Source organism: Nereida ignava (assembly GCF_047114695.1).
GTDB classification, from domain to species: Bacteria; Pseudomonadota; Alphaproteobacteria; order Rhodobacterales; family Rhodobacteraceae; genus Nereida; species Nereida ignava.
This window is the reverse complement of the sequence record NZ_CP112885.1, coordinates 1,206,464-1,231,865: the sequence shown is the minus strand read 5'-3', so window position 1 is coordinate 1,231,865 and position 25,402 is coordinate 1,206,464. Positions and strand designations below refer to the sequence as shown.

At 54.4% G+C, this 25,402-nt stretch carries 22 protein-coding genes and 1 tRNA gene; 11 read left to right on the top strand and 12 right to left on the bottom strand.

Annotated elements, in window-relative coordinates:
- Positions 1 to 2 precede the first annotated feature (2 nt).
- The 3 genes from OLX08_RS06065 to OLX08_RS06055 are packed head-to-tail and all read left to right on the top strand — an operon-like array spanning position 3 to position 3,786.
- Positions 3 to 1,085 (top strand): microcin C ABC transporter permease YejB, encoded by a 1,083-nt coding sequence (locus tag OLX08_RS06065; protein WP_048598893.1) that lies wholly within the window; start codon positions 3 to 5, stop codon positions 1,083 to 1,085.
- A complete protein-coding gene (locus OLX08_RS06060) occupies positions 1,082 to 2,182 on the top strand; it encodes an ABC transporter permease (RefSeq protein WP_391483149.1) in 1,101 nt (366 codons plus the stop codon). The genes OLX08_RS06065 and OLX08_RS06060 overlap by 4 nt, the downstream gene beginning before the upstream one ends.
- Positions 2,179 to 3,786 carry an ABC transporter ATP-binding protein gene (locus OLX08_RS06055; RefSeq protein WP_391483148.1) on the top strand — a complete coding sequence of 536 codons (1,608 nt, stop codon included), beginning with the start codon at positions 2,179 to 2,181 and terminating at the stop codon, positions 3,784 to 3,786. The genes OLX08_RS06060 and OLX08_RS06055 overlap by 4 nt, the downstream gene beginning before the upstream one ends.
- An 18-nt stretch (positions 3,787 to 3,804) precedes the next feature.
- Here OLX08_RS06055 and OLX08_RS06050 read toward each other — a convergent pair whose 3' ends face one another.
- A complete protein-coding gene (locus OLX08_RS06050) occupies positions 3,805 to 5,172 on the bottom strand; it encodes a D-alanyl-D-alanine carboxypeptidase family protein (protein ID WP_391483147.1) in 1,368 nt (455 codons plus the stop codon).
- 342 nt (positions 5,173 to 5,514) lie between these two features.
- On the opposite strand from OLX08_RS06050, the gene clpS reads away from it, so the two are divergent.
- The 4 genes from clpS to hemF all read left to right on the top strand — a co-directional run bounded on the left by clpS (position 5,515) and on the right by hemF (position 8,685).
- Positions 5,515 to 5,856 (top strand): ATP-dependent Clp protease adapter ClpS, encoded by a 342-nt coding sequence (gene clpS, locus OLX08_RS06045; RefSeq protein WP_391483181.1) that lies wholly within the window; start codon positions 5,515 to 5,517, stop codon positions 5,854 to 5,856.
- 18 nt (positions 5,857 to 5,874) lie between these two features.
- Positions 5,875 to 6,861 (top strand): class I SAM-dependent methyltransferase, encoded by a 987-nt coding sequence (locus OLX08_RS06040; RefSeq protein ID WP_391483146.1) that lies wholly within the window; start codon positions 5,875 to 5,877, stop codon positions 6,859 to 6,861.
- Between the two features lie 20 nt (positions 6,862 to 6,881).
- Positions 6,882 to 7,688 carry an SDR family NAD(P)-dependent oxidoreductase gene (locus OLX08_RS06035; RefSeq protein ID WP_048598898.1) on the top strand — a complete coding sequence of 269 codons (807 nt, stop codon included), beginning with the start codon at positions 6,882 to 6,884 and terminating at the stop codon, positions 7,686 to 7,688.
- Positions 7,689 to 7,791: 103 nt separating this feature from the next.
- Positions 7,792 to 8,685: an oxygen-dependent coproporphyrinogen oxidase gene (gene hemF / locus OLX08_RS06030; RefSeq protein WP_391483145.1), complete on the top strand. Its 894-nt coding sequence runs from the start codon at positions 7,792 to 7,794 to the stop codon at positions 8,683 to 8,685.
- Between the two features lie 86 nt (positions 8,686 to 8,771).
- Here the strand turns inward: hemF and hemE are convergent, their stop codons facing one another.
- Positions 8,772 to 9,812, bottom strand: coding sequence for a uroporphyrinogen decarboxylase (gene hemE / locus OLX08_RS06025; RefSeq protein ID WP_391483179.1), 1,041 nt, complete (start codon positions 9,810 to 9,812; stop codon positions 8,772 to 8,774).
- Between the two features lie 189 nt (positions 9,813 to 10,001).
- On the opposite strand from hemE, the gene hemC reads away from it, so the two are divergent.
- Positions 10,002 to 10,943, top strand: a complete 942-nt coding sequence (gene hemC, locus OLX08_RS06020; protein ID WP_048598900.1) for a hydroxymethylbilane synthase — start codon at positions 10,002 to 10,004, stop codon at positions 10,941 to 10,943.
- On the opposite strand, the gene OLX08_RS06015 is transcribed toward hemC, so the two are convergent.
- The gene (locus OLX08_RS06015) at positions 10,940 to 12,358 is read right to left on the bottom strand and encodes an FAD-binding oxidoreductase (RefSeq protein ID WP_391483144.1); all 1,419 of its coding nucleotides are present in this window, start codon (positions 12,356 to 12,358) and stop codon (positions 10,940 to 10,942) included. The two genes, hemC and OLX08_RS06015, sit on opposite strands and share 4 nt — an antisense overlap.
- A 75-nt stretch (positions 12,359 to 12,433) precedes the next feature.
- Here OLX08_RS06015 and OLX08_RS06010 point away from each other — a divergent pair.
- Positions 12,434 to 12,510 (top strand) — tRNA-Met (locus OLX08_RS06010).
- A 10-nt stretch (positions 12,511 to 12,520) separates the two neighbouring features.
- Here OLX08_RS06010 and OLX08_RS06005 read toward each other — a convergent pair.
- A complete protein-coding gene (locus OLX08_RS06005) occupies positions 12,521 to 13,534 on the bottom strand; it encodes a GDP-mannose 4,6-dehydratase (RefSeq protein ID WP_391483143.1) in 1,014 nt (337 codons plus the stop codon).
- Positions 13,535 to 13,674: 140 nt separating this feature from the next.
- Here OLX08_RS06005 and OLX08_RS06000 point away from each other — a divergent pair, with 140 nt between their 5' ends.
- Both OLX08_RS06000 and OLX08_RS05995 read left to right on the top strand, forming a co-directional pair.
- The gene (locus OLX08_RS06000) at positions 13,675 to 14,979 is read left to right on the top strand and encodes a UDP-glucose dehydrogenase family protein (protein ID WP_391483142.1); all 1,305 of its coding nucleotides are present in this window, start codon (positions 13,675 to 13,677) and stop codon (positions 14,977 to 14,979) included.
- Positions 14,960 to 15,712 (top strand): esterase/lipase family protein, encoded by a 753-nt coding sequence (locus OLX08_RS05995; protein WP_391483141.1) that lies wholly within the window; start codon positions 14,960 to 14,962, stop codon positions 15,710 to 15,712. The genes OLX08_RS06000 and OLX08_RS05995 overlap by 20 nt, the downstream gene beginning before the upstream one ends.
- On the opposite strand, the gene OLX08_RS05990 is transcribed toward OLX08_RS05995, so the two are convergent.
- The 8 genes from OLX08_RS05990 to OLX08_RS05955 are packed head-to-tail and all read right to left on the bottom strand — an operon-like array spanning position 15,696 to position 25,401.
- Positions 15,696 to 16,664, bottom strand: a complete 969-nt coding sequence (locus OLX08_RS05990; RefSeq protein WP_391483140.1) for an aldose epimerase family protein — start codon at positions 16,662 to 16,664, stop codon at positions 15,696 to 15,698. The two genes, OLX08_RS05995 and OLX08_RS05990, sit on opposite strands and share 17 nt — an antisense overlap.
- Positions 16,649 to 18,547 carry a beta-galactosidase gene (locus OLX08_RS05985; RefSeq protein ID WP_391483139.1) on the bottom strand — a complete coding sequence of 633 codons (1,899 nt, stop codon included), beginning with the start codon at positions 18,545 to 18,547 and terminating at the stop codon, positions 16,649 to 16,651. The genes OLX08_RS05990 and OLX08_RS05985 overlap by 16 nt, the downstream gene beginning before the upstream one ends.
- Positions 18,544 to 19,356: an SMP-30/gluconolactonase/LRE family protein gene (locus OLX08_RS05980; protein ID WP_391483138.1), complete on the bottom strand. Its 813-nt coding sequence runs from the start codon at positions 19,354 to 19,356 to the stop codon at positions 18,544 to 18,546. The genes OLX08_RS05985 and OLX08_RS05980 overlap by 4 nt, the downstream gene beginning before the upstream one ends.
- Complete coding sequence (locus tag OLX08_RS05975) at positions 19,346 to 19,957, bottom strand: 2-dehydro-3-deoxy-6-phosphogalactonate aldolase (RefSeq protein ID WP_391483137.1); 612 nt, start codon at positions 19,955 to 19,957, stop codon at positions 19,346 to 19,348. Before OLX08_RS05975 ends, OLX08_RS05980 begins: the two co-directional genes overlap by 11 nt.
- Positions 19,954 to 20,853: a 2-dehydro-3-deoxygalactonokinase gene (locus tag OLX08_RS05970; protein WP_391483136.1), complete on the bottom strand. Its 900-nt coding sequence runs from the start codon at positions 20,851 to 20,853 to the stop codon at positions 19,954 to 19,956. Before OLX08_RS05970 ends, OLX08_RS05975 begins: the two co-directional genes overlap by 4 nt.
- Positions 20,850 to 21,611, bottom strand: a complete 762-nt coding sequence (locus tag OLX08_RS05965; RefSeq protein ID WP_391483135.1) for an SDR family NAD(P)-dependent oxidoreductase — start codon at positions 21,609 to 21,611, stop codon at positions 20,850 to 20,852. The genes OLX08_RS05970 and OLX08_RS05965 overlap by 4 nt, the downstream gene beginning before the upstream one ends.
- Entirely contained in the window at positions 21,611 to 23,326 is a 1,716-nt protein-coding gene (locus tag OLX08_RS05960) for an IlvD/Edd family dehydratase (protein WP_048598911.1), read from the bottom strand. Before OLX08_RS05960 ends, OLX08_RS05965 begins: the two co-directional genes overlap by 1 nt.
- Positions 23,323 to 25,401 (bottom strand): alpha-galactosidase, encoded by a 2,079-nt coding sequence (locus OLX08_RS05955; protein WP_391483134.1) that lies wholly within the window; start codon positions 25,399 to 25,401, stop codon positions 23,323 to 23,325. Before OLX08_RS05955 ends, OLX08_RS05960 begins: the two co-directional genes overlap by 4 nt.
- Position 25,402 lies beyond the last annotated feature (1 nt).

Sequence of the window (25,402 nt, the reverse complement as noted above, 5' to 3'; positions counted from 1 at the left end):
GCATGGGCGCATATATCCTAAGACGATTGCTTTTGATCATCCCCACGTTACTCGGGGTGATGGTGATTAACTTTGCGTTGGTGCAGTTTGTGCCCGGCGGCCCCGTGGAACAAATCATCGCCGAAATTGAAGGCGAGGGGGATGTTCTGGGCGGCATTACTGGTGCCGGTGGCGATAGCGGTGCCTCCGTTGAGGCAGATGACACCTACCAAGGCGCACGGGGCCTTGACCCCAAATTCATCGCGGAACTGGAGCAGCAGTTTGGCCTAGATAAGCCGCCGGTTGAGCGTTTCATGATTATGATGTGGAACTATATGCGCCTTGACTTTGGCGAGAGTTTCTTCCGATCAATTGGCGTTTTCGAGTTGGTGATGGAAAAGCTGCCGGTGTCGATAACCCTTGGGCTTTGGTCAACGCTGATCGCTTATGTGGTCTCGATTCCGTTGGGTATTCGCAAGGCGGTTCGCGACGGAACGCCGTTTGATACATGGACCTCAGGCGCGATCATTGTGGCCTATTCCATCCCCGGCTTTTTGTTTGCGATTTTGCTGTTGGTCTTGTTCGCAGGTGGCTCATACTACCGCATTTTCCCTCTGCGGGGCCTGACTTCCGAAGGGTTTGCCGACATGACGTTGCTGGAGCAAATCAAAGATTACCTTTGGCACATCACCTTGCCAGTAATCGCCACCACAATTGCAAGTTTTGCGACCCTGACGCTGTTGACCAAAAACAGCTTTATGGATGAGATCAACAAGCAATATGTTACCACTGCAAAGGCCAAAGGTTTGTCAGAGGCGCGCGTCCTTTACGGCCATGTGTTCCGTAACGCGATGCTTATTGTGATCGCAGGTTTCCCCGCTGCGTTCATCAGTATTTTCTTTGGCTCGTCACTTATCATCGAGGTCATTTTCTCCCTCGATGGGCTTGGTCGATTAGGCTTCGAGGCCGCTGTTGCGCGTGACTATCCAGTGATTTTCGGCACGTTGTTTGTCTTTGGTCTTGTGGGCCTTTTGATGGGGATCATTTCAGATTTGATGTACGTGCTGGTTGATCCGCGCATCGATTTTGAAAGCCGCAAGACATGAGCCCGCTGAACAAACGTCGCTGGCGCAATTTCCGTAACAACAGGCGCGCCTTTTACTCGCTAGTTATTTTTACGGTGCTGTTCGTGCTGTCGCTTTTTGCGGAATTTTTGGCAAACGATAAGCCGATTTTGGTGAATTACCGCGGTGATTATTACACGCCTGTTTTCAACTTTTATCCCGAAACCCAGTTTGGCGGGGATTTCAAAACTGAAGCTATTTACCGAGACGATGAGGTGAAATGCCTCATTATTTCCGGTGGCGTCATCGACTGTTTCGACACGCCAGTTGAGATTATGTCAGAGATCGAAAACGGTACATTCTCTGATCCTGATTTTGAGAAAGGCTGGATGATCTGGCCCATTATTCCCTACAGCTATGACACGCCAAACACGCTTGACGGCCCTGCACCGTCTGCCCCTGACGCCAACCATTGGTTAGGCACCGACGAGGGAACCAGAGACGTTCTAGCGCGCACGATCTATGGGTTCCGCCTGTCTATTTTGTTCACAATCGCCGTGGTTACTGTGGCAAGCGCGATCGGCATTATCGCTGGTGCCGTGCAGGGTTTCTTTGGCGGGTGGCTGGATCTGACATTCCAGCGTGTGCTTGAGATTTGGGGCGCTACGCCGTCGCTTTACGTCATCATTATTATGTTCGCTATTTTTGGCCGTAGCATTGGAATGCTGATTTTCTTGGTGATTTTGTTTGGCTGGCCTGCGCTTGTTGGACTGGTGCGTGCCGAGTTTTTGCGCGCGCGCAATTTTGAATATGTCCGCGCGGCGCAAGCCTTGGGTGTGTCGAACTGGACCATCATGTTCCGGCACATGCTTCCCAACGCGATGATCGCAACGCTCACCATGATGCCTTTTATTATCACAGGCACGATCGGTGGTTTGGCAACGCTCGACTTTTTGGGATACGGCTTGCCAGCGTCTGCGCCGTCATTGGGCGAGATGACACTGCAGGCAAAGCGTAATCTCTTTGCACCGTGGCTCGCGTTTACCAACTTTTTCACCTTCGCTATCATGCTGTCGTTGCTGGTGTTCATTTTTGAGGGTGTCCGCGATGCCTTTGATCCCAGAAAGACTTTTGCATGAGCGTTTTGAACGTAGAAAACCTTCGGGTGTCCTTTCAGCAGGACGGTAAATCTGCGCTTGCGGTGCGCGGTGTCAGCTTTGCTGTCGGCAAAGGCGAGACCGTTGCATTGGTGGGGGAATCCGGATCTGGGAAATCGGTCACGGCGCTTTCTACTGTGAACCTACTTGGGCGCAACGCGCACATCGAAGGCTCCGTTACGTATAACGGTCAGCAAATGGTGGGAGCTGATGAAAAGGCCCTGCGTAAAGTGCGTGGCAATGATATCAGCTTCATTTTTCAAGAGCCGATGACATCGCTAAACCCGCTTCATACGCTTGAAAAACAGCTAACGGAGTCAATTGAGTTGCACCAAGGATTGCGGGGTGTTGCAGCGCGCGCCCGCGTGGTTGAACTGTTGGAGCGTGTTGGTATCCACGACGCGGAACGCCGGTTGTCGAGCTATCCCCACCAACTGTCCGGTGGGCAGCGTCAGCGTGTGATGATCGCAATGGCGCTGGCAAATGGGCCGGAGCTTTTGATCGCGGATGAACCGACCACGGCCCTTGATGTAACGATCCAAGCGCAGGTTCTTGAGCTGCTCGCCGAGCTGAAGCGGGATCTTGGCATGTCGATGCTTTTCATCACGCATGATCTGTCAATTGTGCGGAAATTTGCGGACCGTGTCTGTGTTATGAAAGACGGTGAAATCGTTGAACATGGGCCGACCGCAGATATTTTTGGCGCCCCGCAGCATCCTTATACGCAAACACTACTTAGTGCCGAATCCGTTGGCGTGCCTGATCCCGTACCCGTGGATGCGCCAGTGGTCGCGACGACGGACAACCTCAAGATTTGGTTTCCAATCGAACGCGGTTTGCTTCGGCGAACCGTGGGGCATGTCAAAGCTGTGAACGCTGCAACACTATCGGTTCGCGCAGGTGAGACGGTTGGAATTGTTGGCGAGTCTGGTTCTGGAAAAACGACATTGGCGTTGGCGATGATGCGGCTGATCAAGTCAGAGGGGCGTATCGCCTTTTTGGGCCGCGAGATTTCAAAGCTACAAAAGCGTCAGCTGCGCGCATTGCGCCGCGATATGCAGATTGTCTTTCAAGACCCCTATGGAAGTTTGAGCCCACGGATGTCTGTTGAACAGATCATCGCGGAGGGCCTCGGGGTTCACGGTGTTGAAGCGGGTCGCAACAAGCGCGACATGGTCGCCGAAATCATGACTGAGGTCGGGCTGGATCCGGCAACCATGGATAGATACCCCCATGAGTTTTCGGGCGGCCAGCGTCAGCGGATTGCCATTGCACGGGCGATGATTTTACGTCCCAAACTTGTTATTCTGGACGAGCCTACGTCTGCGCTTGATATGACTGTGCAGGTGCAAATCGTTGAGCTTCTGCGCGGCCTGCAAGCCAAGTACGGCTTGGCCTATATCTTCATTTCGCATGATTTGAAGGTAGTCCGCGCGCTATCGCATCAGGTGATGGTCATGAAGCGCGGTGACGTGGTTGAGGCGGGGCCGCGCGATCAGGTTTTTGATGACCCACAATCAGAATATACCAAGGCGCTTATGGCTGCTGCGTTTGATCTGGAGGCCGCTGCTGGCGCGGGGGTCTAAATCCGCGGCTTTATTCGGTCAGCTTGGGCCGACAATTTCGCAATCAACATTGCGCGCCCGTAGACGCCGACACGCAAGTGCCGCGGTTTGTTGGTTAAGCCCGAGGAAATTTGCATTAAACCCATTGCTGCGGCGGATCACTTTGCGCAGAGAGCCGTCAAGCGTGTTCATTTCCATCAACGCGGTGCGCAACAACACTTGTTCCGCTTTGTATTTGGTGCCGAACTTGCCGACATTGATCCCGTAGTCACGCGTGCCGCCCGAATTTGAAATGCGCGTCACAACACTCGGTTGCGCCACAGTGGGTCTGACACGCGGTTTGGGTGAGGTCGCAGTCGCCAACAATATGGGCTGTGAGGTTTGCACGTTTACGCTGGCGCTGGTGTCGACGGCTTGGGCAACTGCTTGCTCAACGGTGGTCGCCAAGGCCAGCAACATCTCTTGATCAGGCTTAGCTCCGCCTTTGCGCGCAACGGGACGCAGGCTTTTCTTAACGGCCGTTTGCAGGCGGATCGTCTTGCCTTTTAGCTCCGCATCATCGTCAGTGAGACTCGCCACGTAGTTTGGCAGCGCCGGTTTTCGAACGGGCGCATTGGTAGGTGCGCGGCGAAAGCCCATGTCCAGCAATTCGGCGACGCGTGCATTGCGCGTTGCGGTTGAGCGACCGCCAAACACAGTTGCAATGATACGCTCGTTGCCACGTTCAGCACTTGCCACCAAGTTGAAGCCTGCCGCGCGGGTGTAGCCGGTTTTGATGCCATCTGCGCCGCGGTAGTTGCCAAGTAGGCGACGGTTGGTGTTTGAGACCTTGCGAATACCAGCGTCTGTCGTGATGCGTGAGAAGAGGTTGTAGTACTGCGGATAGTCATAAAACAGTCGCCGGCCCATTGTGGTCATGTCTCGCGCCGTCGACATGTGACCGCTTTCGGTCAATCCGTGCGCGTTCTTGAATGTGGTTTTCGACATGCCCAAGGCTTTGGCTGTGCGTGTCATGCGGCGCGCAAACGCAGCTTCCGAGCCTGAGATAGCCTCGCCGATTGCAGTGGCAGCGTCATTGGCTGACTTCACGGCTGCCGCGCGGATGAGGTAGCGGAATTGAATGCGCTGACCCGACTTAAGGCCGATCTTTGAGGGGGGCTCTGCGGCGGCTTTGCGCGATATTTTTACGCGCGTATCAAGGCTAATCTCACCTTTGCGGACAGCTTCGAACGCCACATAAAGCGTCATCATTTTTGTAAGAGATGCAGGATGAAGGCGAGTGTCAGCGTTGCGTGAGTGGAGGACCTCACCGGACCGTGCGTCAATGACCATTGCCGCATAAGGGGCTGTTACGCCCATTCCGGGGGTTAACATCACACATACCAACGCAAGTGTGAAAACGAACATACGCGAAACGCGCCCAAAGGTGTAAAACACTGGGAACCTGCCTTGCCAAACTCTGCCTCTGATCGCCGGTTTTCCGACTGATCTTTTTATTGTTAACTGGTTACCATTTTTTGGTGAATCCGAAAACCCCCTTATTTTCAATAGGTTTTGCTATCTTTCGATAGGTGTTTCTCAATATTTGGTAGTGTGTTTGACTGCACCGCCTACATGAGCCTTGTGCATGTAGGTCTACTTTGATGGGCAAATTATTGTATATGCCCTGTGCTTTGGATTGCCCCCTTTTCATACGGCGCAGTGGCTTTATATAGTGTGTCGCACCACGGCCCATGGGATTTCAAAGTAATGATGGCGAATTGGCACCTTTCAAACGACGAACCTGACAGCCCAGATAGCGACATCGGGTTGGCAACGAAGCCGCGTGAAAAGACGAAGCGGCCACCGATGTACAAAGTGATGATCCTCAATGATGACTTCACACCAATGGAATTTGTTGTGCATGTGCTTGAACGGTTTTTTGGCCTCAACCACGCACAAGCGTTTGAATTGATGTTGACCGTCCACAAAAAAGGGCTGGCTGTTGTGGGTGTTTTCAGTCACGAGGTGGCGGAAACAAAAGTGACGCATGTGATGGAATTCGCGCAGCGTCACCAGCACCCGCTGCAATGCACAATGGAAAAGGAATAGGCTCCGGCCGCACTCCTGATGTCACGACTTTCACTTGCCATAGACGCGGGCTTCGTACCGCTGCCCGATGAGGGCACAATCGCGGTTTGGGGCCCATCCGCGGATGCAGACTTAACTGCGCTTCCTCAGGACCGCGTTTTCATTATTCAGCCGTTCAAGCCCGACCATGATGCGTGGGCTACGCGCGGATACACCGTTAGCCCTCTGCCTGAGGGCAGGTTTGCCCACAGCATTGTGTTTCTACCGCGCGCCAAAGATGCGATCCGCGTGCGGCTCGCCGATGCGGCCGCACGAACTGACGGGGCAGTCAGTGTTGATGGCCTGAAAGTTGAGGGCGTTGAGAGCGTTTTTCGCGATCTTCGAAAGATGTGCGATGTTACGTCCGCATTTTCCAAACAGCATGGCAAAGCTTTCACAATTTCAGCGGGTGCAGACCTTGGCGCGTGGGCAATAGATGATCCGATGCAGGATGGGCCTGATGGCTTTAAAACCAGTGTCGGTGTCTTTTCTGCAGGCGGGGTTGATAAAGGCAGTGCAGCACTTGCTGCGGCTTTACCTGCGAAATTGCCTGCCAAAATTATGGACATGGGCTCTGGCTGGGGTTGGTTGTCGGCGCAGATTTTGAAGCGTGATAATGTCGCTCACCTTGATATGGTTGAGGCTGACCACGCAGCACATTTATGCGCTGCTCATAATGTTACTGATGAGCGCGCGCATTTGCATTGGGCGGATGCAACGCGGTTTAAGCCGGAAAAAGCGCTGTACGATGCAGTAATTTCCAATCCACCGTTTCATACATCACGCACTGCAGATCCGGCAATCGGTCGCGCATTTCTTGCGGCTGGTGCATCGGTGTTGCACCCCGGTGGGCAAATGTGGATCGTTGCGAACAGGCATCTGCCCTATGAAGGGACGCTGTCTGAGCTGTTTGCGGATGTCAAAGAAATTGCAGGCGACGCAAGCTTCAAAGTGCTACACGCCCGCAAGCCGCGCCGCCGCCGGTAAACCAAGTTAGGAAGCATCCGATGTCTTTTTCCATTGCGGGCAAAACTGCTATTGTGACCGGTGCTGCCAACGGGGTTGGCCTTGCGATTGGTCGCCACTTTCTGTCCATGGGCGCCAATGTCGTATTCGCGGATATGAACGAGGAAAAGCTGGTTGCCGAGGTGGGTGCGGACGATAGCGCGGAGCCGAAGTTCATCACGTTCTCGGGTGATCTGCGCGAAAAGCTGACAATTGCGAACCTGTTGTCTGCTACGTTGGATCACTTCGATCAGGTCGATATTTTGGTGAACGGCTCACGTCAGGTCCTTGAGTCTGATCCGTTTGACCCCGCAGCCGATCAAGTTGAAACACTGTTGCAGCAAAACCTGATGACCTCGCTTCGCCTTACTCAGGCTATTTCGAAGCGCATGATGAAACAGGCCGAAACTGCGGCGGAAGATGCGCCTGCGGGCTCCATCGTAAACCTAAGCTCAATTGCGGCAAATCGCACCCAGCCCGAATTGCTTGCCTATTCCGTGAGTTCTGCCGCGTTGAACCAAATGACACGTTCTATGGCGGTTGCATTGGCGCCGCACCGCATTCGCGTCAATGCAGTTGCTTTCGGTTCAGTTATGTCGGCCAGCCTCAAAGACACGCTGAAAGACAATGAAGAATACCGCGAAGACATCAAAGAACACACACCCCTGCACCGGATCGCCGGACCGTCCGAGGTGGCTGACGCGGTGCAATATTTGGCCTCAGATGCTTCAAGCTTTGTGACGGGTGAAGTGATTACGGTTGATGGTGGCCGGTCGCTTGTTGATGCAGCGCGCGCGCCAGCCCACTAGTTCTGCCAAACATATCATAAAACGATGTTGCGAAGAGCGGCCCAAATCTAGGCAAGTCGCAAAACACATGCTAGTAAAGTGTCAACTAAAGAGGACAGTTTGCATGACCGAAGATTTTGACAGCCGCAAGGCGCTCGCCGCAGCGTGGTTTCGTGAGTTACGTGATCAAATCGTTGCAGCGTTTGAAGACCTTGAGGCGTCACACACAATAGGGCCGTTCTCAGATATGGCGCCCGGTTCGTTTGAAGTAACGGAAACAACACGGGCATCTGATGACGGTTCCGATGCAGGTGGTGGCCTGATGAGCGTTATGCGCGGTGGGCGCGTATTTGAAAAAGTGGGTGTAAACGTCAGTACGGTTTTCGGCACGTTGGCTCCACGCGCACAGGCCGCGATGGCTGCGCGCAAGGGGATTCCCGGTATGGCGGGTGATCCGCGGTTCTGGGCCAGCGGGATTAGCCTTGTGGCACACATGCGCAACCCGCAAGCACCCGCAGTTCACATGAACACACGGATGTTTTGGACGCCTCATGCGTGGTGGTTTGGGGGCGGGTCTGACCTGAATCCTTGTCTTGAGTTTGATGAAGACACGGCGCATTTTCACGCGACCCAAGAACAACATTTGGCCCCACATGGTGCGGATTTGTATCCGCGCCTAAAAGAGTGGGCTGATGAGTATTTCTACATCCCGCACCGCCATCGTGCCCGCGGCGTTGGCGGTATTTTCATGGATGATCACAACACGGGTGACTGGGAGGCAGATTTTGCTTTGACCCAAGACATCGGTCGTGCCTTTTTGCCCGCTTATGTGCCGCTTGTTGAAAAGCGCCGTACAGCAGATTTCAATGAGGCCGATAAAGACGCGCAACTCATTCACCGTGGGCTCTATGCGGAATACAATCTTGTGTATGATCGCGGCACTAAGTTTGGTCTTGAGACAGGTCACGACGCCAACGCGGTGTTGATGTCTCTGCCGCCTTTGGCGAAGTGGATCTAGACGTCGGTCCACCGCTTGTAAGTTCACAAAATACAAAAGGCCGCGCAAATGAATGCGCGGCCTTTTTGTTAATCTAATGAAACTGGTTAGCTGCGTTTTTCGCGAACTGTGTCGATCATCAGTTGTACGTTTTCGGGATCAGCATCCGGTGTGATGCCGTGACCAAGATTGAAAATATGTGGCCCACCCTTGAAGGCATCAACGATGGCGCGTGTTTCATCAACAAGTGCTTGGCCGCCGGTAACCATATGGCTTGAGGCGAGGTTACCCTGAACGCAGCCATCAACTTGCACATTGCGCGCGGCCCACTCGGCACTGACGGAGTTATCGAGGGCGACACAGTCTGCGCCCGTTGCTTTTGCAAAGCCGATGTACCCATCACCTGCTTCGCGAGGGAAGGCGATGATCGGTGTGGTGGGGTGTTTTGCCTTGAGCGCTGTGATGATCTTGATTGCGGGGGCAAGGGCGTACTTCTGGAAGTCGTCACCCTTAAGCGAGCCTGCCCAGCTGTCGAACAGTTTCACAACTTCTGCACCGGCTTCGATTTGCATCGACAGATACGCGATGGTTGCGTCCGTCAGACGGTCAATCAGCGCTTCAAACAGCGGGCGGTTCTCAGCAATCAGCTGATGTGCTGGCCCTTGGTCAGGGGTGCCGCGACCTGCGATCATATATGTGGCAACGGTCCAAGGCGCGCCCGCAAAGCCGATCAGCGCAGTCTCTTCCGGCAGTTCACGTGCAAGAATCTTTACGGTCTCGTAAATTGGCGCAAGGTGATCATGAACATCATCCGCGCTTTTGATTTTGGCAAAGTCCGCGTCGGTTGTGATGGTGGAAAGGCGGGGGCCTTCGCCGGTGACAAACCAAAGATCAGCGCCAAGTGCTTCGGGAATTAGCAAAATGTCGGCGAAAAGAATCGCAGCATCAAAGCCGTAGCGGCGTATTGGCTGAAGCGTTACTTCTGCGGCTAATTCCGGATTGTAGCAAAGTGATAGAAAATCACCGGCCTGTGCACGGGTGGCGCGATACTCTGGTAGGTAGCGCCCTGCTTGGCGCATCATCCAGATCGGAGGCGTCTCAAGCGTTTCGCCCGCAAGGCTTTGCAGCAATTTCTTTGGCTTTGTCATGGTGATGCTGTCCTTCATCGGAATTTCCTTGCTTCGGGCGCGCCGAACTAGACGCTTGGTATCACGGGACTTTTCTTGCGAAAAGATATTTTGCTTTTTGAATGTGGCCAGTTAAGGTTCTCGGGGTTGAGGAATGGCCACTCAACTTATAGACACCTATTGTGTCAACAAAAGTGGACAATGTAAATTATGACTCTACCTTCTCTCGATGCACCGCTGAAAATCGGCACTCGTGGTTCGCCGCTTGCGCTCGCGCAGGCTTATGAAACCCGGCAAAGGTTGATGACGGCCTTTGATCTGCCTGAGGGTGCTTTTGAGATTGTTGTGATCAAAACAACCGGTGACCGCATTTTGGACCGGCCTTTGAAAGAAATCGGCGGTAAGGGTCTGTTTACCCGCGAGATTGAAGACGATCTTCTGTCTGGCGCCATTGATATTGCGGTCCACTCGATGAAAGACATGCCCGTTGCGCAGCCGGACGGGCTTGCGCTGACAACTTATTTGCCCCGCGAAGATGTGCGTGATGCGTTTGTCTCTTTGGATGGTGGCAAACTTGCTGATCTGCGCGAGGGGGCTGTGGTTGGCACATCATCCCTGCGGCGCAAAGCGCAGCTTTTGAATTATCGTCCTGATCTGGAAATCGTCGAATTTCGCGGAAACGTTCAAACGCGATTGAAAAAGTTGAAAGACGGCGTGGCTGAAGCAACCTTCCTTGCCATGGCCGGGTTGAACAGGTTGGCAATGGACGAGGTGCCCCGCACCGCGATTGAGGCTGAAGAAATGCTGCCGGCGGTGGCTCAGGGCTGTATCGGTATTGAACAACGTTTGGGTGATGATCGTGTCAGCGAGATGCTTAGCGCCATCAACGATACCCTCTCAACCCAACGTCTTGCGGCAGAGCGCGCCTTTTTGGGTGCTCTTGATGGCTCTTGCGAAACGCCAATTGGCGGATTGGCCACAATTGATGGCGATACTCTGACCTTGCGCGGTGAAATTTTGCGCGTTGATGGTTCTGAAGTGCTTAGTGATGAGCAAACCTGTTCTGTGGCTGACGGCGCAAAGCTGGGCGTTGAAATGGCCCGTAAGTTGCGCAGTCAAGCGGACGATGACTTCTTCAGCTGGCTGAATTAATCCGCCGGCGCCGGTGGAATCACCTTGCCGGGGTTGAGGATGTTATTTGGGTCGAGCGCCGTTTTCAGGGTGCGCATCATCGCAAGGGCCGCGGGGTCTTTGCGTCGCGACATCGTATCAAGCTTTGAGATCCCAATCCCATGTTCGGCCGAAAAGCTGCCCTGTACTTCAACGACGCAATCCTCAATCGCCTCAACCATGGCTTTATGCACGGCCTCATCATGGGTGGTGGGCCACACTGCATAATGCACATTACCGTCGCCCAAGTGTGAGACGATCATGGGTTGTGCGCCGGGATCAATCTGCTGCATCCGCGCATCGGCGAGCCTGATAAAGCGGCTGACATCGTCAAGCGCGACGGAAACATCTGTGTTGACCAGTGGTTTGTGGCTGAGAAGAACCTCGCCCGCTGCCTCGCGCCGCTCCCACATCTGGCGGCGTTGCGCTTCGTTTTGTGCAATTACGGCATCCAACACCTGACCGGTTTCCACCATTCGGCCCAAGACATCCTCAAGATAGGACGTGATCGGAACAGACCCGTCAGGCTGCACGTCTGCGTCACGCGGCGCTGTAGCGCCTACTTCGCACAGGATATTGATCTGGTGTGGCGCATCGAATGGCTCACCGCCCCCGTGGTTTTTCATGTGCGCCTCAACATAAGGGCGCGTCATATATTCAAATGCTTCAACACCGCCGCCTGTTGCCTGCTGAAGGTTGTTCAGAAGGCGCAAAGCATCATCAAGGTTAGGCACCGCCAGCATGGCTGTGGCGTAGGCTAACGGTTTCGGGGCCAGCTTCATAACGGCGGCGGTAATGATTCCAAGAGTACCTTCTGCACCGATCATCAAATGCTTTAGGTTGATACCAGAGTTGTCTTTATGAAGCGCGCCCATCAGGTCCATGATCTCGCCTTGGGGGGTGACCACTTCAAGACCAAGGCAAAGATCGCGGGTGTTGCCGTAACGCAAAACGTTTGAGCCGCCTGCGTTGGTCGATAGCATTCCGCCGATCATCGCGCTGCCTTTGGCTCCAAACGTCATTGGAAACACAAGGTTCAAGGCGTCTGCTGCATCATGCAGTTGGGACATTATCACGCCAGCCTCAACAACTGCCACCCGTGCGTCGGCCCGCATTTCGCGGATTTTGTTGAGCCGGTCGAGCGATAGCATCACGGCCCCTTCAGCATGGGTTCCACCATTCAGGCCGGTATTGCCACTCACGGGCACGATTGCTGTTTTGTTTTCGTTCGCCCATTTGACCAGTGCCGCAACTTCTGCGGTATTTGCAGGACGGACCAATGCAAGAGGTTCCCAGCTATACCAGCCGACCCAGTCGCTGGAATAGGCGGCCAAATCCTTGCCGGTTGTCACATAATTTTCGCCAACAATGCTTTGCAATTCAGAAATCATGGTCATCCCCTTCGTTGAAGGCAATTTGCACGAGTTTGCGGGTTGACGCCATGGGGTGCCGTCGATAAATCAGCCGCCAGTGGCGCGGTAGCTCAGTTGGTTAGAGCGATCGACTCATAATCGATAGGTCGGGAGTTCAAGTCTCCCCCACGCCACCATTTTTACTCATCATGTATGGTAATAGTCGCGGTACCAGCGCACGAATTCCTCAACGCCCTGCGCAACGCTTGTTTGAGGTTGGTATCCGGTCAGGTCTTTCAGCAATTGCGCGTTTGCCCATGTCGCCGGCACGTCGCCGGCCTGCATGTCCATCATGTTGAGTTTTGCGGTTTTTCCCGTGGCTTTTTCAATGGCCGCTATGAAATCCATCAGTTTGACTGGCTCCGAGTTGCCTACATTTACCGCCCGCCATGGCGCAACTGGCGACAGGCTGTCAGTTTGGGCGATATCTTTGCTACGCTCAGGGGCTGCTTCAATAAGTAAGCGGATCGCTTCGACCAGATCGCTCACATAGGTGAAGTCTCGGCTCATTTCGCCGTGATTGTACACATCAATCGGCTCACCGGCCAAAATGTTGCGTGTGAATTTGTACAATGCCATGTCTGGCCGCCCCCAAGGACCGTAAACAGTGAAAAATCGGAACATTGTGATGGGCAGGTCAAAAAGATGAGCGTAGCTGTGGGCCATCGCTTCGTTTGCCTTTTTAGTGGCCGCATAGAATGACATCTGCGTATCTGCCTTGTCGGTCTCGGCGTAAGGCATTTGTGTGTTGGCACCGTAGACGGAACTGGTTGAGGCAAGCAGCATGTGCGCTGGCGGAAAGGCGCGCCCCGCTTCCAACAGCTCGTGAGTGCCGATTAGATTGGACTGAACGTAGCTGCGCGGATTGTCGATTGAATAGCGGACCCCTGCTTGGGCAGCGAGATGCACGACCACATCGGGGCGGTACTTTTCAAAAAGGGTATGCAGCACCTGCTGGTCCTCAAGCCTGTCTTCACAGGCCGTGAACCCTTCGCTTTGCAGTAAAATCTGATGTCTGCGCTCTTTCAGGGCAACGTCATAGTAATCAGTCATGGCGTCTAGACCGATCACGCGAAACCCGTCGCGCAGCAGTCTTTGGCACAGGTGAAAGCCGATGAAGCCTGCCGAGCCAGTTACCAAAGCGGTTCTTTGTTCAGTCATCGAAGTGCCTCACTCTTGTCATTATCGCTGAGTATCGTGCGCAAATAAGTCAAAAGTTAGAGCGGAACGCGGCCAATTTTGCACCGCTTCCCCGCGCACTGTTTTGACGAGTTAGACCAATGAGTGTCAGGAGTGGTTAATTGCGCATAGCGATGATTGGAACCGGCTATGTCGGGCTTGTTTCGGGGATTTGTTTCTCGGATTTTGGGCATGACGTAGTCTGTGTGGATAAGGACCCCGCCAAGATTGAGCAGCTTAATGCGGGCCATGTCCCAATATTTGAGCCTGGCCTTGAAGCGCTGATGACGAAAAATGTTGCGGCTGGTCGGCTGTCTTTCACCCTTGATCTGGCCAGTGCCATGAAGGGTGCCGATGCGGTGTTTATTGCCGTTGGTACACCGACCCGTCGGGGCGACGGACACGCGGATCTGACATATGTATATGCCGCCGCAGAAGAGGTTGCGCATCTGATCGAAGACTACACAGTGGTGGTGACCAAATCGACAGTCCCTGTTGGTACAAACCGTCAGGTTAAACAGATTATCCGCAAAGCAAACACAGCCGCGTTGTTCGATGTGGCATCAAACCCAGAGTTCTTGCGTGAGGGGGCGGCAATTGATGATTTTATGCGCCCAGATCGGGTTGTGGTTGGGGTGCAAAACGAACGTGCCGCAGATGTGATGGCTGAAATCTACCGCCCCCTTTTTCTGAGGGATTTTCCAATTGTGACCACGGATTTGGAAAGCGCAGAGATGATCAAATACGCCGCCAATGCATTTCTCGCCACCAAGATCACATTCATCAATGAGATCGCTGCACTGTGTGAAAAAGTTGGTGCGGATGTGAAAGAGGTCTCGAAGGGTATGGGCCTTGACGGGCGGATCGGCAATAAATTCCTCCACGCAGGGCCGGGCTATGGCGGTTCGTGTTTTCCCAAAGATACCAAAGCGTTGGCGCGTATTGGCCAAGAACATGCTGTGCCAATGCAGATCACGGAAACGGTCATCAAGGTGAATGAAGAGATCAAGCGCGGCATGATTGAGAAGCTTCTCACCCTGTGTGATAGCAGCTTTAACGGCAAAACCATCGCCGTTCTGGGGGTCACGTTCAAACCCAATACAGATGACATGCGCGATGCGCCAAGCCTTACCATTGTGCCTGCCTTGGTGGGCGCAGGGGCGAAAGTGGTCGTTACTGATCCGCAAGGCAGACATGAGGGTGAAACGCTTTTGCCGGGAGTTGTGTGGGTCGAGGACGCATATAAGGCCGTGCAGAAAGCTGATTTGTGTGTTTTGTTGACCGAGTGGAACGAATTTCGTGCGCTTGATTTAAACCGGATTGCACGGCGGATGAACACGCCGCGCTTCGCAGATTTGCGCAATGTTTATTCGGAAAAAGATTTGAAACGGGCAGGATTTGAAAGTTATGCGTTCGTGGGTCGCTAAGGCGCTTGTGGCATTGGGTTTGACCGCGCAACCGGCAACGGCGGAATGCGTAGTTCTGTTACATGGGTTGGCGCGCAGCGACACGTCGCTTGCGGTGCTTGAGGGTGTTTTGCGGACGCAGGGCTATCATACGGTCAACCCCGGCTACCCCTCGCGCCAATTGCCGATTGAGCAACTGGTCGCCCAAACGCTTGGTCCTGCAGTTGCCGAGTGTGGGGGTCGCAAGGTGCATTTTGTCACCCACTCAATGGGTGGAATTCTGGTGCGCGCCTATCTTGAAAAAATACGTCCAGCCAATCTTGGGCGTGTTGTCATGCTTGCGCCCCCAAATCAGGGGTCAGAGTTGGTGGATACCTTCGGCGATCTGGTGCCTTTTGAATGGCTCAACGGTCCCGCTGGTCGTCAACTTGGTACCAATGATGGCAGCGTTCCCAGCCAATTAGGCGGCGTTGATTATCCTGTTGGCATCATTGCGGGCAATGTACCGCTTGGCGCACTTGGTGCTGTTTTGATCGACGGGCCCCATGATGGTAAAGTGTCCGTAGAAAGCACGAAATTGGCGGGCATGCGCTCTCACATCACATTGCCGGTTAGCCATACGTTTATGATGAATAACCCGATCGTGATGGCCTATACGCTGCGGTTCCTGCGCGAAGAAAAATTTGGCGAAAAAATCGATCTTGCAGCGGCGGTGCAGATGATTGGTGACCCTTTGATCAATTCCCAGAACTGATTTTCTCAAACTGCCAGCGCATAACTTGAGTAGCCACACCGTCGGCTTCTAAAGTAACGGATGGATAGTCTGAATTGTTCAGCGCGTCTGGCCACCTTTGCGGCTCAAGCGCCAGGGCAGCGCGCGGCATCGGCCCATCTACATTCAATGAGATACCATCATAGACCTGCAGGCCCACGTCCGTACTCCATAAGTGCAAGGCTTTGTCGCCGCCACGCAGCACCGCGACTTCCCGCAAGGGAGACGTCTGTTGTGATAAGCAAAAGTTGTTATCGACAGACGTATCTCCGATCAGTCGTGGCGTGCGAAAATCAAACCCAGTACCCGCAACTTCTGCAATGCCATTGGGCAGACTGTTTTCTGAGGTCAGGTATTGATCTGCGCGCACTTCAAGTGAGTGATCATCAATTGTTGGCGCGCCAGTTAGGTTCCAATACCCGTGGTGGGTTACGGCAATAGGTGTTCGTGCGTCGCTTGTGACCACAATGGCAAGTTCAATACGATTGCCTGCAATGGCGTAGGTCGCGGTCACGGTTTTGTTGCCGGAAAAACCGCCCAAACCGTCAGGGTCTTTCAGCATAAACGTGACGCACCGCTCTGTGCTGTCCACAATATCCCACACACGATTGTGCCAGCCATCAGGGCCGCTGTGCAGAGTATTCCCGCCGCTTGATGGATCGAACTTCAGCTCTTTTCCGTCGAACATTGCACGTGCGCCGCCGATGCGGTTTGCCACCGGTCCGATGACGCAGCCCACCATGTTGCCGGGGGCCAGATACGAGCCAAGATCATCAAACCCAAGGGTCAGGTTCTGTGCATCGTCGTTCAGGTAGACTGATTGTAGTGTCGCCCCAAAAGTCAGAAAACTTGCAGATAACGCGTCATTGGCGAGAGTGATTTTATGGACTTCGGTGCCGTCGGGCATTGTGCCAAAGCTTACAATTTCTGCCATGTTACACCTGCTGCTGATATCTCATTCCCATCAATTGTGACGCTGTGTGGATTGTAGTTGAACCAAAACCGATGGGTATCTGTGTCGCGAACACGCACACCAGTTGGCATTTTGTGGGGCGTCACAAACATCTGGATCACGCGGTCAAACCCTGCCTCATCAAGCCATGCGCCCAGATAGAACAGGCCACTGCTTCCGACCAGCACGGGCTGGTTGTCGATCGTTTCGATGTGCGTTTCCGCGTCACCTGTGATGTGCTCAAACCAGTGGCGCGCGGTACCGCCGCCTTTCAGGTCAAACTTCGTAGTGGGCGGAATGCTTTCGGTGATCCGCACAGTGGCATCAAGCCCCTCAACATTTGGGCCCATCGGTGTTGGGATGGCTAGATTGATGTCTTTGGTATCGGTACGCGGCCCCAAAACGATGGGCGTTTCGGTGCTTCGCAGTATCTTGCGCAGCCCGTCGGGAATGGTCATCAGACCAGGCGCGAAAACGGCGCTGTAGCCGTCAAGAGAGGGTGTATCCGGCGGTAGGATATCTACGTTTTGGCCCGCGCGCCGCAAGGCGCGATACGTGTCGAAGACAAGTCTGAAATAATCAAAATCAGCGCCCTGTGGTTGTGCAAACCACGCCCACGCCGAGGCATAATCAAATATGATCGCCACATCGCCTTTCGCATTCTTGGCATCAGGCATCGCCTTAATTTCGTTCGCAACTTGGCGTGCCTCACTGAGGGCGGGCGCATCGGTACTGTCAGGATGCAGCAAGCCTGCATGCATTTGCTCTTGGGCAAAAGGTGCCTGTCGCCAGCGGAAATAGCACACGGTTTCAGCACCATGCGCAAAGGCTTCCCAAGCCCATAAACGGGCCATTCCATCAAGAGGGGCAGGGTTGTAGGGGGCCCAATTTACCGGACCAGGTTGTTGTTCCATGATCCACATACGCCCGCGCCCCACTGCGCGGTATAGATCGTGGTGAAAGGCCTGAAAGTCCGGATCACCTTGGCGCAAAAAGTGCTGTTTGTGTGCGTCGCTTGCTTCAAGACGGTCTGACAAAAAGCCAATCGGGTAGCTGTCCCATGATGCAATATCGAGGTCTGCCCCCACACCGAAATGATCAAACTCCACAATACGCCCCATGTAATTGTGGATCAGTGGCGCATCTGTATGAGCGCGTAAAATATCGGTCTGAACCTTGTTAAAGGCCACAACCATGTCCGAGCTATACCGCATGAAATCAAGCTGGTGGATGTGGCTTGGTTCGGTCACCGTTAGGTTAGGCAGATCGATCTCAGAGAAATCATCATATTCCATCGACCAAAAGACGTTACCCCATGCTTTATTCAGGGCTGTGATGTCGCCGTAGCGCGCTGCGAGCCAGTTTTGAAAGCCACTCCGCGCCGCATCCGAGTAGGACATGACAGTATCATGGCAGCCGTATTCGTTGTCGGTTTGCCATGCGTGGATGAAGTTGTTTGACCCATAGCGCTCTGCCAAATCGTGGGTGATCCGGCCCGCCTCTGCGCGGTATGGCAAATGCGAAAAGCAGTAGTGCCTGCGCGAGCCAAATTTGCGTGGCTGTCCTTGTGCGTCAACTACCAGCATGTCGGGATATTTGTTCAATACCCATTTGGGGGGCGTCGCTGTGGGGGTGCCCAACACAACTTTCAGGCCAGCACGGCCCAAAATCTCAATTGCGTCATCCAACCAGTCCCAGTGAAATTCACCTTCGCGCGGCTCAATCCGTGACCAAGCGAATTCGCCGATCCGGACCCAGCTCAGGCCTGCTTCGACCATCCGTTGTGCATCATCCTCCCAGATGTTGCGGTCCCAGTGTTCGGGATAATAACAGGTGCCAAGGGTGCGGGGCTGTGTAGGGGTCATACTTTTACTTGATGCTCCAACTGGGGCGATACGTTGAGCGGCTTGAAGAAAGTCTTGCCACCGTCGGTCTCTGTCACATCGATGGCAGCGCTGGTCGCAAAAAGCCCTTGATCAGACAACGCAGGGCAGCTGATTTGGCTAGCACTGAACTCATGCGCCTCAATGAAATCTCCCGTGGGATCATAGACAGCGACCCGTGACGCACCCCATTGTGCTATCCACAAATTGCCGTTGGCGTCTGTCACTGCACCATCCGGGTTGAGGCCTTGGGCCGTCAGATCAAGGTGTACGGCAGGCGCGCCATTGGGCCACCCTGCATCATCAAGGGGGACACGCATGATCTGTTTTGTCGCCGTGTCCGTGAAATAGGCGCAGGATTTATCAGGTGCAAAGCAGATGGCGTTGCTGATCGTGATGTCCGTAAACAGGCGGTGCAGCTTGCCTTCGAACAGGCGGTAAATACTACCGGCTTTGGGCTGCGCCTTCTTACCCATCGTGCCAATCCAAAAGCCCCCCCAAGGATCAGCGCGCCCATCGTTTGAACGGTTATCAGGCAAATCGGTTTCCAGCTCGGTGACAATTTCACGCACGCCCGTTTCCAGATCAAACGTGAACAAAGCCGTTTCGGACGCAATCAGAAGCTGTGTTTCAGACATCCAACCAGCGGCCGAGACGTGTTCACTAAACTGCCATGTCTTGGTGCTCGAGTGCAGGGTTCTTCCCAAAATATCGAACCAGAACAGCTCCTGTCGCAACGGATGCCACAGAGGTCCTTCACCAAGCGCGCAGGCCCGTTCATCAAAGATCATTTATGGCCTCATCATAGGCGGTAACAATCGTCGCTGCATTTTTGGCGATGGTGTCTGTGCTCATTCCCGGCTTGTAGATGCTAGAACCGATGCCAAACCCGTCAGCGCTTGCTGCGATCCATTCTGCGAAATTATCGGGTCCTGCGCCGCCTACGGCGTAAACCTGTGTGCCTTGGGGCAAAATTGCGCGGATTGCTTTTAGGCCGCCGATCCCCGCCATGTTACCGGGGAAAAGTTTTAATCCTGTGGCCCCTGCTTCAAGGGCCGCAAAACATTCGGTCGGCGTAAAGGCCCCGGGCCAGGATTGAAGCCCAAGTGCGACCGTATGTGCGATGACGTCTGGATTTGTGTTGGGCGAAACGATGAGCTTTCCACCTACGTCAGCGACCGCGTCCACTTGTGCTTTGCTTAGAACAGTGCCGGCCCCGATAAGCGCCTGTTGGCCGTGGGCATCCACCATTGCCTTGATCGCCCCGATGGGGTCGGGGCTGTTCATTGGTACCTCAATAGTGGTGATGCCTGCTTCGATAATAACTGACGCGGCTTCGGCTGCTTGCTCTGTGGGAATGCCCCGCAAAATAGCAATGATAGGACGGCTCATGTGATGCCTTTCAATTTCTTGTAGCCTGCTGTCAGGCCTGCAAGGGTCATCGCGACAGGATCTGTTTCGGTCACAGGAACACCTTGGCCGCGTAGGGCCGTTGTGTAGTGGCTAGCAAGTGGTGCGCTTCCGACAATGGCTACGTTTTGACCTAACCAATAGGGTTTTGTCGCGGCAAGCTCTGCCCCGATCAGCAGACCAGAAAGCCTCGCACGGCCTGTGTCTTGTGCGGTGTCCTCAAGAAGCTGGCTGGCGCGAATGTTGAACAAGCGCGCGGCCAATGCTTCAGGCCGCGACATCGCTGTGCTTAGGCCGTCTTCAAATGCTGCATCGCTCCAACCTTCGGAGGTGACGGAGTGCGCCAAAACGCTTTGCTCGCTGAGAAGGCCAAACAATTCGCCGGTCATGAGGGTCTGGAAACTGACCACTTCGCCTGCACTCACATGGACCCATTTCGTATGCGTACCGGGCAAACAAATGACACCGTCCCAGTCTTTGTTAAGCGCGAGAAAACCTGCGATTTGCGTTTCTTCACCGCGCATCACATCTGCGGGACTGGTCTGGTTTATGCCCGACAGAATATGCATTTGCAGCCGCGCGTCTTGGGTCGGAACTTTTACGATACCCTCGCCCAACGGCTCGCAGGGCACAGTGCTATAGGGTGCCTCCATCCAGCCTTGGCGCGCACCGACCATGCCACATGCAATGGCAATTGTAGGTTCGTCCAGCCATGTGCTGACTAGCGCCATCAACGCGTCTTCAAACTGATCACGGGCAAGCACGTTCATGCCGTTGGTGCTGGTTGCTTCACGCACTGCACGACCGTTTGCGTTCATTCCCCAAACCCGCAGGTTCGAGGTGCCCCAATCAATTGCGATCCACTCCACGTCGGTCATCCCGTTGTTACCACGCCGCCGTCGATCACCATTGCCTGACCTGTCATCAGTTTGGAGGCATCGGAGGCCATAAAGAGGCACGCGCCAGTGATGTCATCCGGGGCGAGGGGGGTTTTTAGGCACTGCCTATCGATGTGCGCGGCAAGCGCTTCTTCTGTCACCCACAGGTCTTTTTGTTTCTGTGTCAGCACCCAACCTGGCGCCACGGCGTTTACGCGGATGTTGTCGGGGCCAAACTCACGGGCGAGGCTTCTGGTCATGCCATTGATGCCAGAGTTTGCAGTCGTGTAGATCGGGTATCCCGCATTGCCCATCATGTAACTGATAGAGCTGAAGTTGATGATCGATCCACCGTTTTTGGCCATCAGAGCCGCGGCGTGTTGGCACGCAAAGAAATAGGCCTTGAGGTTGATCGAGATCATCCAGTCCCAAAAGTCAGGCGTGACTTCGGCTGTGCTGTGACGTTGGTCATTTGCGGCGTTGTTAATCAAACAGCGTAGCGGCCCATGTGCCGCAACTGCCTGATCCATCGTAGCCTTCAGGTGGTCCGTATCTGTGATGTCACCTTGCAAAAATAAAGGGCGCGCCCCGTGCTTTTGCTCCATCGCGTCGCAAAACGCGCTGGCGTCTTCGCGGCCGATAAAGGCCACTTTTGCACCTTGGGACAAGAACGCATCTGTAAGTGCGGCGCCGATGCCTGATCCGCCTCCTGTGATATAAACGCTGGCGTCTTTTAGGTCATGAAATGTGGGGTGCATTAGTGGCTCTCCCTTGTGACGAGGCGGGTGTCTTTGCCGACCAAGAAGTCAAGGTCAGCGCCTTTGTCCGCCTGTAAAACAGTATCGATATAAAGTTTGGCATACCCGCGTGTATAGTGAGGTTCCTCTGGTTGCCAATCTGCACGGCGGGCTGCCAGTTCGTCCTCGCTGACCAGCAACTCTAACACACCGCCACTTGCACTTACGCGGATACGGTCGCCTGTTTTTACCAGCGCCAAAGTCCCGCCCGCATTTGCTTCGGGACTAACGTGCAAAATAACAGTGCCGTAAGCAGTGCCTGACATACGCGCATCGCTAACACGGATCATGTCGCGTACGCCTTGTTGAACAAGCACTTTTGGAATTGGCATGTTGCCGACTTCAGGCATCCCCGGATAGCCCTTCGGACCACAGCCCTTTAGCACCAAGATAGTATCCGGCGTGACTGGCAAATCATCGCGGTCAATATTTGCTTTTAAGTCTTCGATGTTTTCAAAGACATACGCTTCGCCTTCGTGTTCAAGCAATGCATCGGTGGCTGCTGAAGGCTTCACGATGGCTCCGTTGGGCGCCAGATTGCCACGCAACACTCGCAGGCCCGCAGCTGGCTTTACGGGGTCGTCGAAGGTTTTGATGACATCTGTGTTGTAGTTTTCTGCGCCCTGCGCATAGGCTGAAATGTCCCCGCCAAGCACCGTTTTGGCAGATCGTATGTGAGAGCCGAGTTCAGACAGAACCGCAGGCATTCCGCCCGCGTAACAGAAGTCTTCCATCAGGTATTTGCCAGACGGCATGCAGTTGACCAACAGGGGAATTTCACCACCGATCTCAAAATCATCAAGGCTTAGATCAACGCCCACACGCCCCGCAATTGCCAGAAGGTGCACGACTGCGTTTGTGGAACCACCCACTGCGGCATTGGCAAGGATCGCATTTTCAAACGCTTCTTTGGTCAAAATATCGGACGGCTTTAGGTCCTCATCAACCATCTCCACAATTCGTTTGCCCGTCATATGCGCCAGCGCCATGCGGCGCGCGTCCACAGCAGGCAGGGCTGCGTTGGTCGGAAGGGACATGCCCATCGCCTCAACAAGCGACGCCATCGTGCTGGCTGTGCCCATGGTCATGCACACGCCTTTGCTGCGCGACATACCAGACTCGGCGTTCATGAAGTCTTGCAAAGTCATATCGCCTGCGCGTACCGCTTCCGAGAATTTCCACACATCCGTTCCAGAGCCGATGTCGGAACCTTTGTATTTCCCGTTCAGCATCGGCCCCGAGGACACGACAATGGACGGAAGATCGACAGATGCCGCACCCATCAATTGGCCCGGTGTTGTCTTGTCACAGCCGCCCAGCAACACGACACCGTCGATGCCGTAGGCGCGGATGGATTCCTCTACGTCCATGGCAAGCAGGTTGCGGAACAGCATTGCAGTAGGCTTCATCTGTGTCTCGCCCAGGCTCATCACCGGAAACTCGACAGGAAAACCACCCGCTTCCCAAACGCCGCGCTTTACGCCCTCAGCCAAGTCGCGAAGGCCCGAGTTACATGGTGTGAGCTCTGACCATGTGTTGCAAATCCCAATAATGGGACGGCCATCAAAAGCGTGGTCTGGAAACCCTTGGTTCTTCATCCACGACCGGTGAATGAATCCGTCTTTGTCGAGTTTGCCGTACCAATGGGACGAGCGGCGGGGCTTTTTGTCAGTCATAGTTTTGTTCCTTCCAATACCCACATGGTCTCTGGGAAATTCCATGGCAAGGTGACGCCGTAGTTCATTAGATAGGCTCCGGAAAATTCCATAGGTTCGGTTTTGATGCGCTGATCCCCGCGCGATAGTGCAGGTGCTGTGGGGCCATTCATCAGTTGGATGCGGTAGCGTGCCGTTGGGTCAAGACGGGTCAAGCGAAGCGGGCGCGGGGCAATTTGCGCGCTTGTGTCTGCTTTGCCGGCAAACACAACAAAACGGCTATGATCTTCGGCAAGTTGCTGTTCTGCGATGACCGCCGGATCGGCGCTGTCGAGGCGCAAAATATCTGCACGTTGCATCCAGTCGCGGTTCGCTTTCCACCAGCTTGTGACTTCGCGCAGAACCCGCTCTTCACGATCGTCCAGTTCACGGGGGTCCATTTCAAAGCCCATGTGGCGCTGTGCGGCGACCCACGCGCGCATCGAAATATCGATGCTACGCCCTGACGTGTGACATTTGCGCGGACCAACGTGACTTCCTGTTACGGACAGTGGCAGGAAAAGGGCGGCGTTATGCTGAATTTTGAGCCGCTCAAGCGCATCGTTGCTGTCTGACAGCCAGACACGCTGGGTGCGCTTTAGAATACCCATGTCTATACGGCCACCACCTGAGGCGCAGCTTTCAATCTCGACCTGCGGGAAATCGTGGCGCAAACGGTCAATCAGGGCATATGAGCCGCGTGTTTGTGCGGCGTCAGGGGCGGGGAGTACACGGTTATGGTCCCATTTGATGTAGTCCACATCGTGGTCACGCAAGATCGCAGACATGCGATCATAAAGGAAATCGCGCACTTCGGGCAGCGCCATGTTGAGGGCTTTTTGCTGCCTGCCAAGGGTCTGATCTTCGCTGCCCAACGCCCAGTGCGGATTGGCGCGGTGGATATCGCTGTCGGGGTTGATCATCTCAGGCTCAAACCAGATGCCGAACGTCATTCCTTCGGCGTGAACATGATCGATTAGCGGGCCTAAACCATCGGGGTATTTGCGCGGATCGACTTGCCAATCGGACAGGGACGTCGTGTCGTCGTCGCGCCGACCAAACCAACCGTCATCCAGCACGAAACGTTCTGCGCCCAGATTGGCCGCCTTGGTGGCGATGTCTTTGAGGACGTCCAATTTGTGATCAAAGTAGACAGCTTCCCAACAGTTGTAATGCACAGGCCGCGCGATTTGGCCTTTGGGCCAGGTCACAATCTGATCACGGGTATGGCGTTGAAATGCTGTGGCGCAGCCGTTCAACCCGTGGCCCGAAAACGTTGCATAAAGTGTTGCGGTCTCAAAACGGGTGGCTGCTTCTGTTTCCATTCGCGCGGCATGGCCGAACTGGATTTGACGCCGCCCATCGGGCAGTTCCTCGGCGATCATTTTATGTCCGCCGGACCAGCCATAGTGAAAGCCATACGCCTCGCCGTTCGTGTTTGTGGCACCTTCGCAGGGCACGATTAGGCCCGGGAAATGTTCGTGACCTGTGCGGCCCGTCCGGTTCTCACGGTAGCGCATACCGGCAGACCATGCCGTACGATTAAGCTGGAATTCACCACACCAACGGCCTGCAAAATCGATCATCTCACTGGCGTTTTGTGGGGCGGGGAATACTGGCGCGGACAGCCAATGCAAATGGATCGAGCGATCCGCTTCAAGAATGTGCTTGGCGGCGATGATATGCGTTTGAGGGTTGATCGCGTAAATGGCGGTCAGAGTGAGGCGGTTCTCATCATCGCGAAAACTTAGGGTCAGCCCGCCATCAGTCTCCGCTTTTTCAAAGCAGAACTTTGGCAACAAAGGTGTACCGTCTGTATCACGACAAATCAGACCGGGCTGGCCGGGAAATGTGCGCGATGCTTCGGGGCAAATTGACAAATCCGGGTTCTCATCCAGCATGCCGCCCGTCACATCAAGCTGATAGGCCGCCTGGAGCGTTTCCAGATCCTCATCCGCAGGCAGAGGTGCGCCCCAATAGATCACTTGGGGCAGCCGCGCGCCCTTGGTTGCCAGAACCAGTGTCTGACGTGCATCGTCTAATCGCCAATGGTGCATG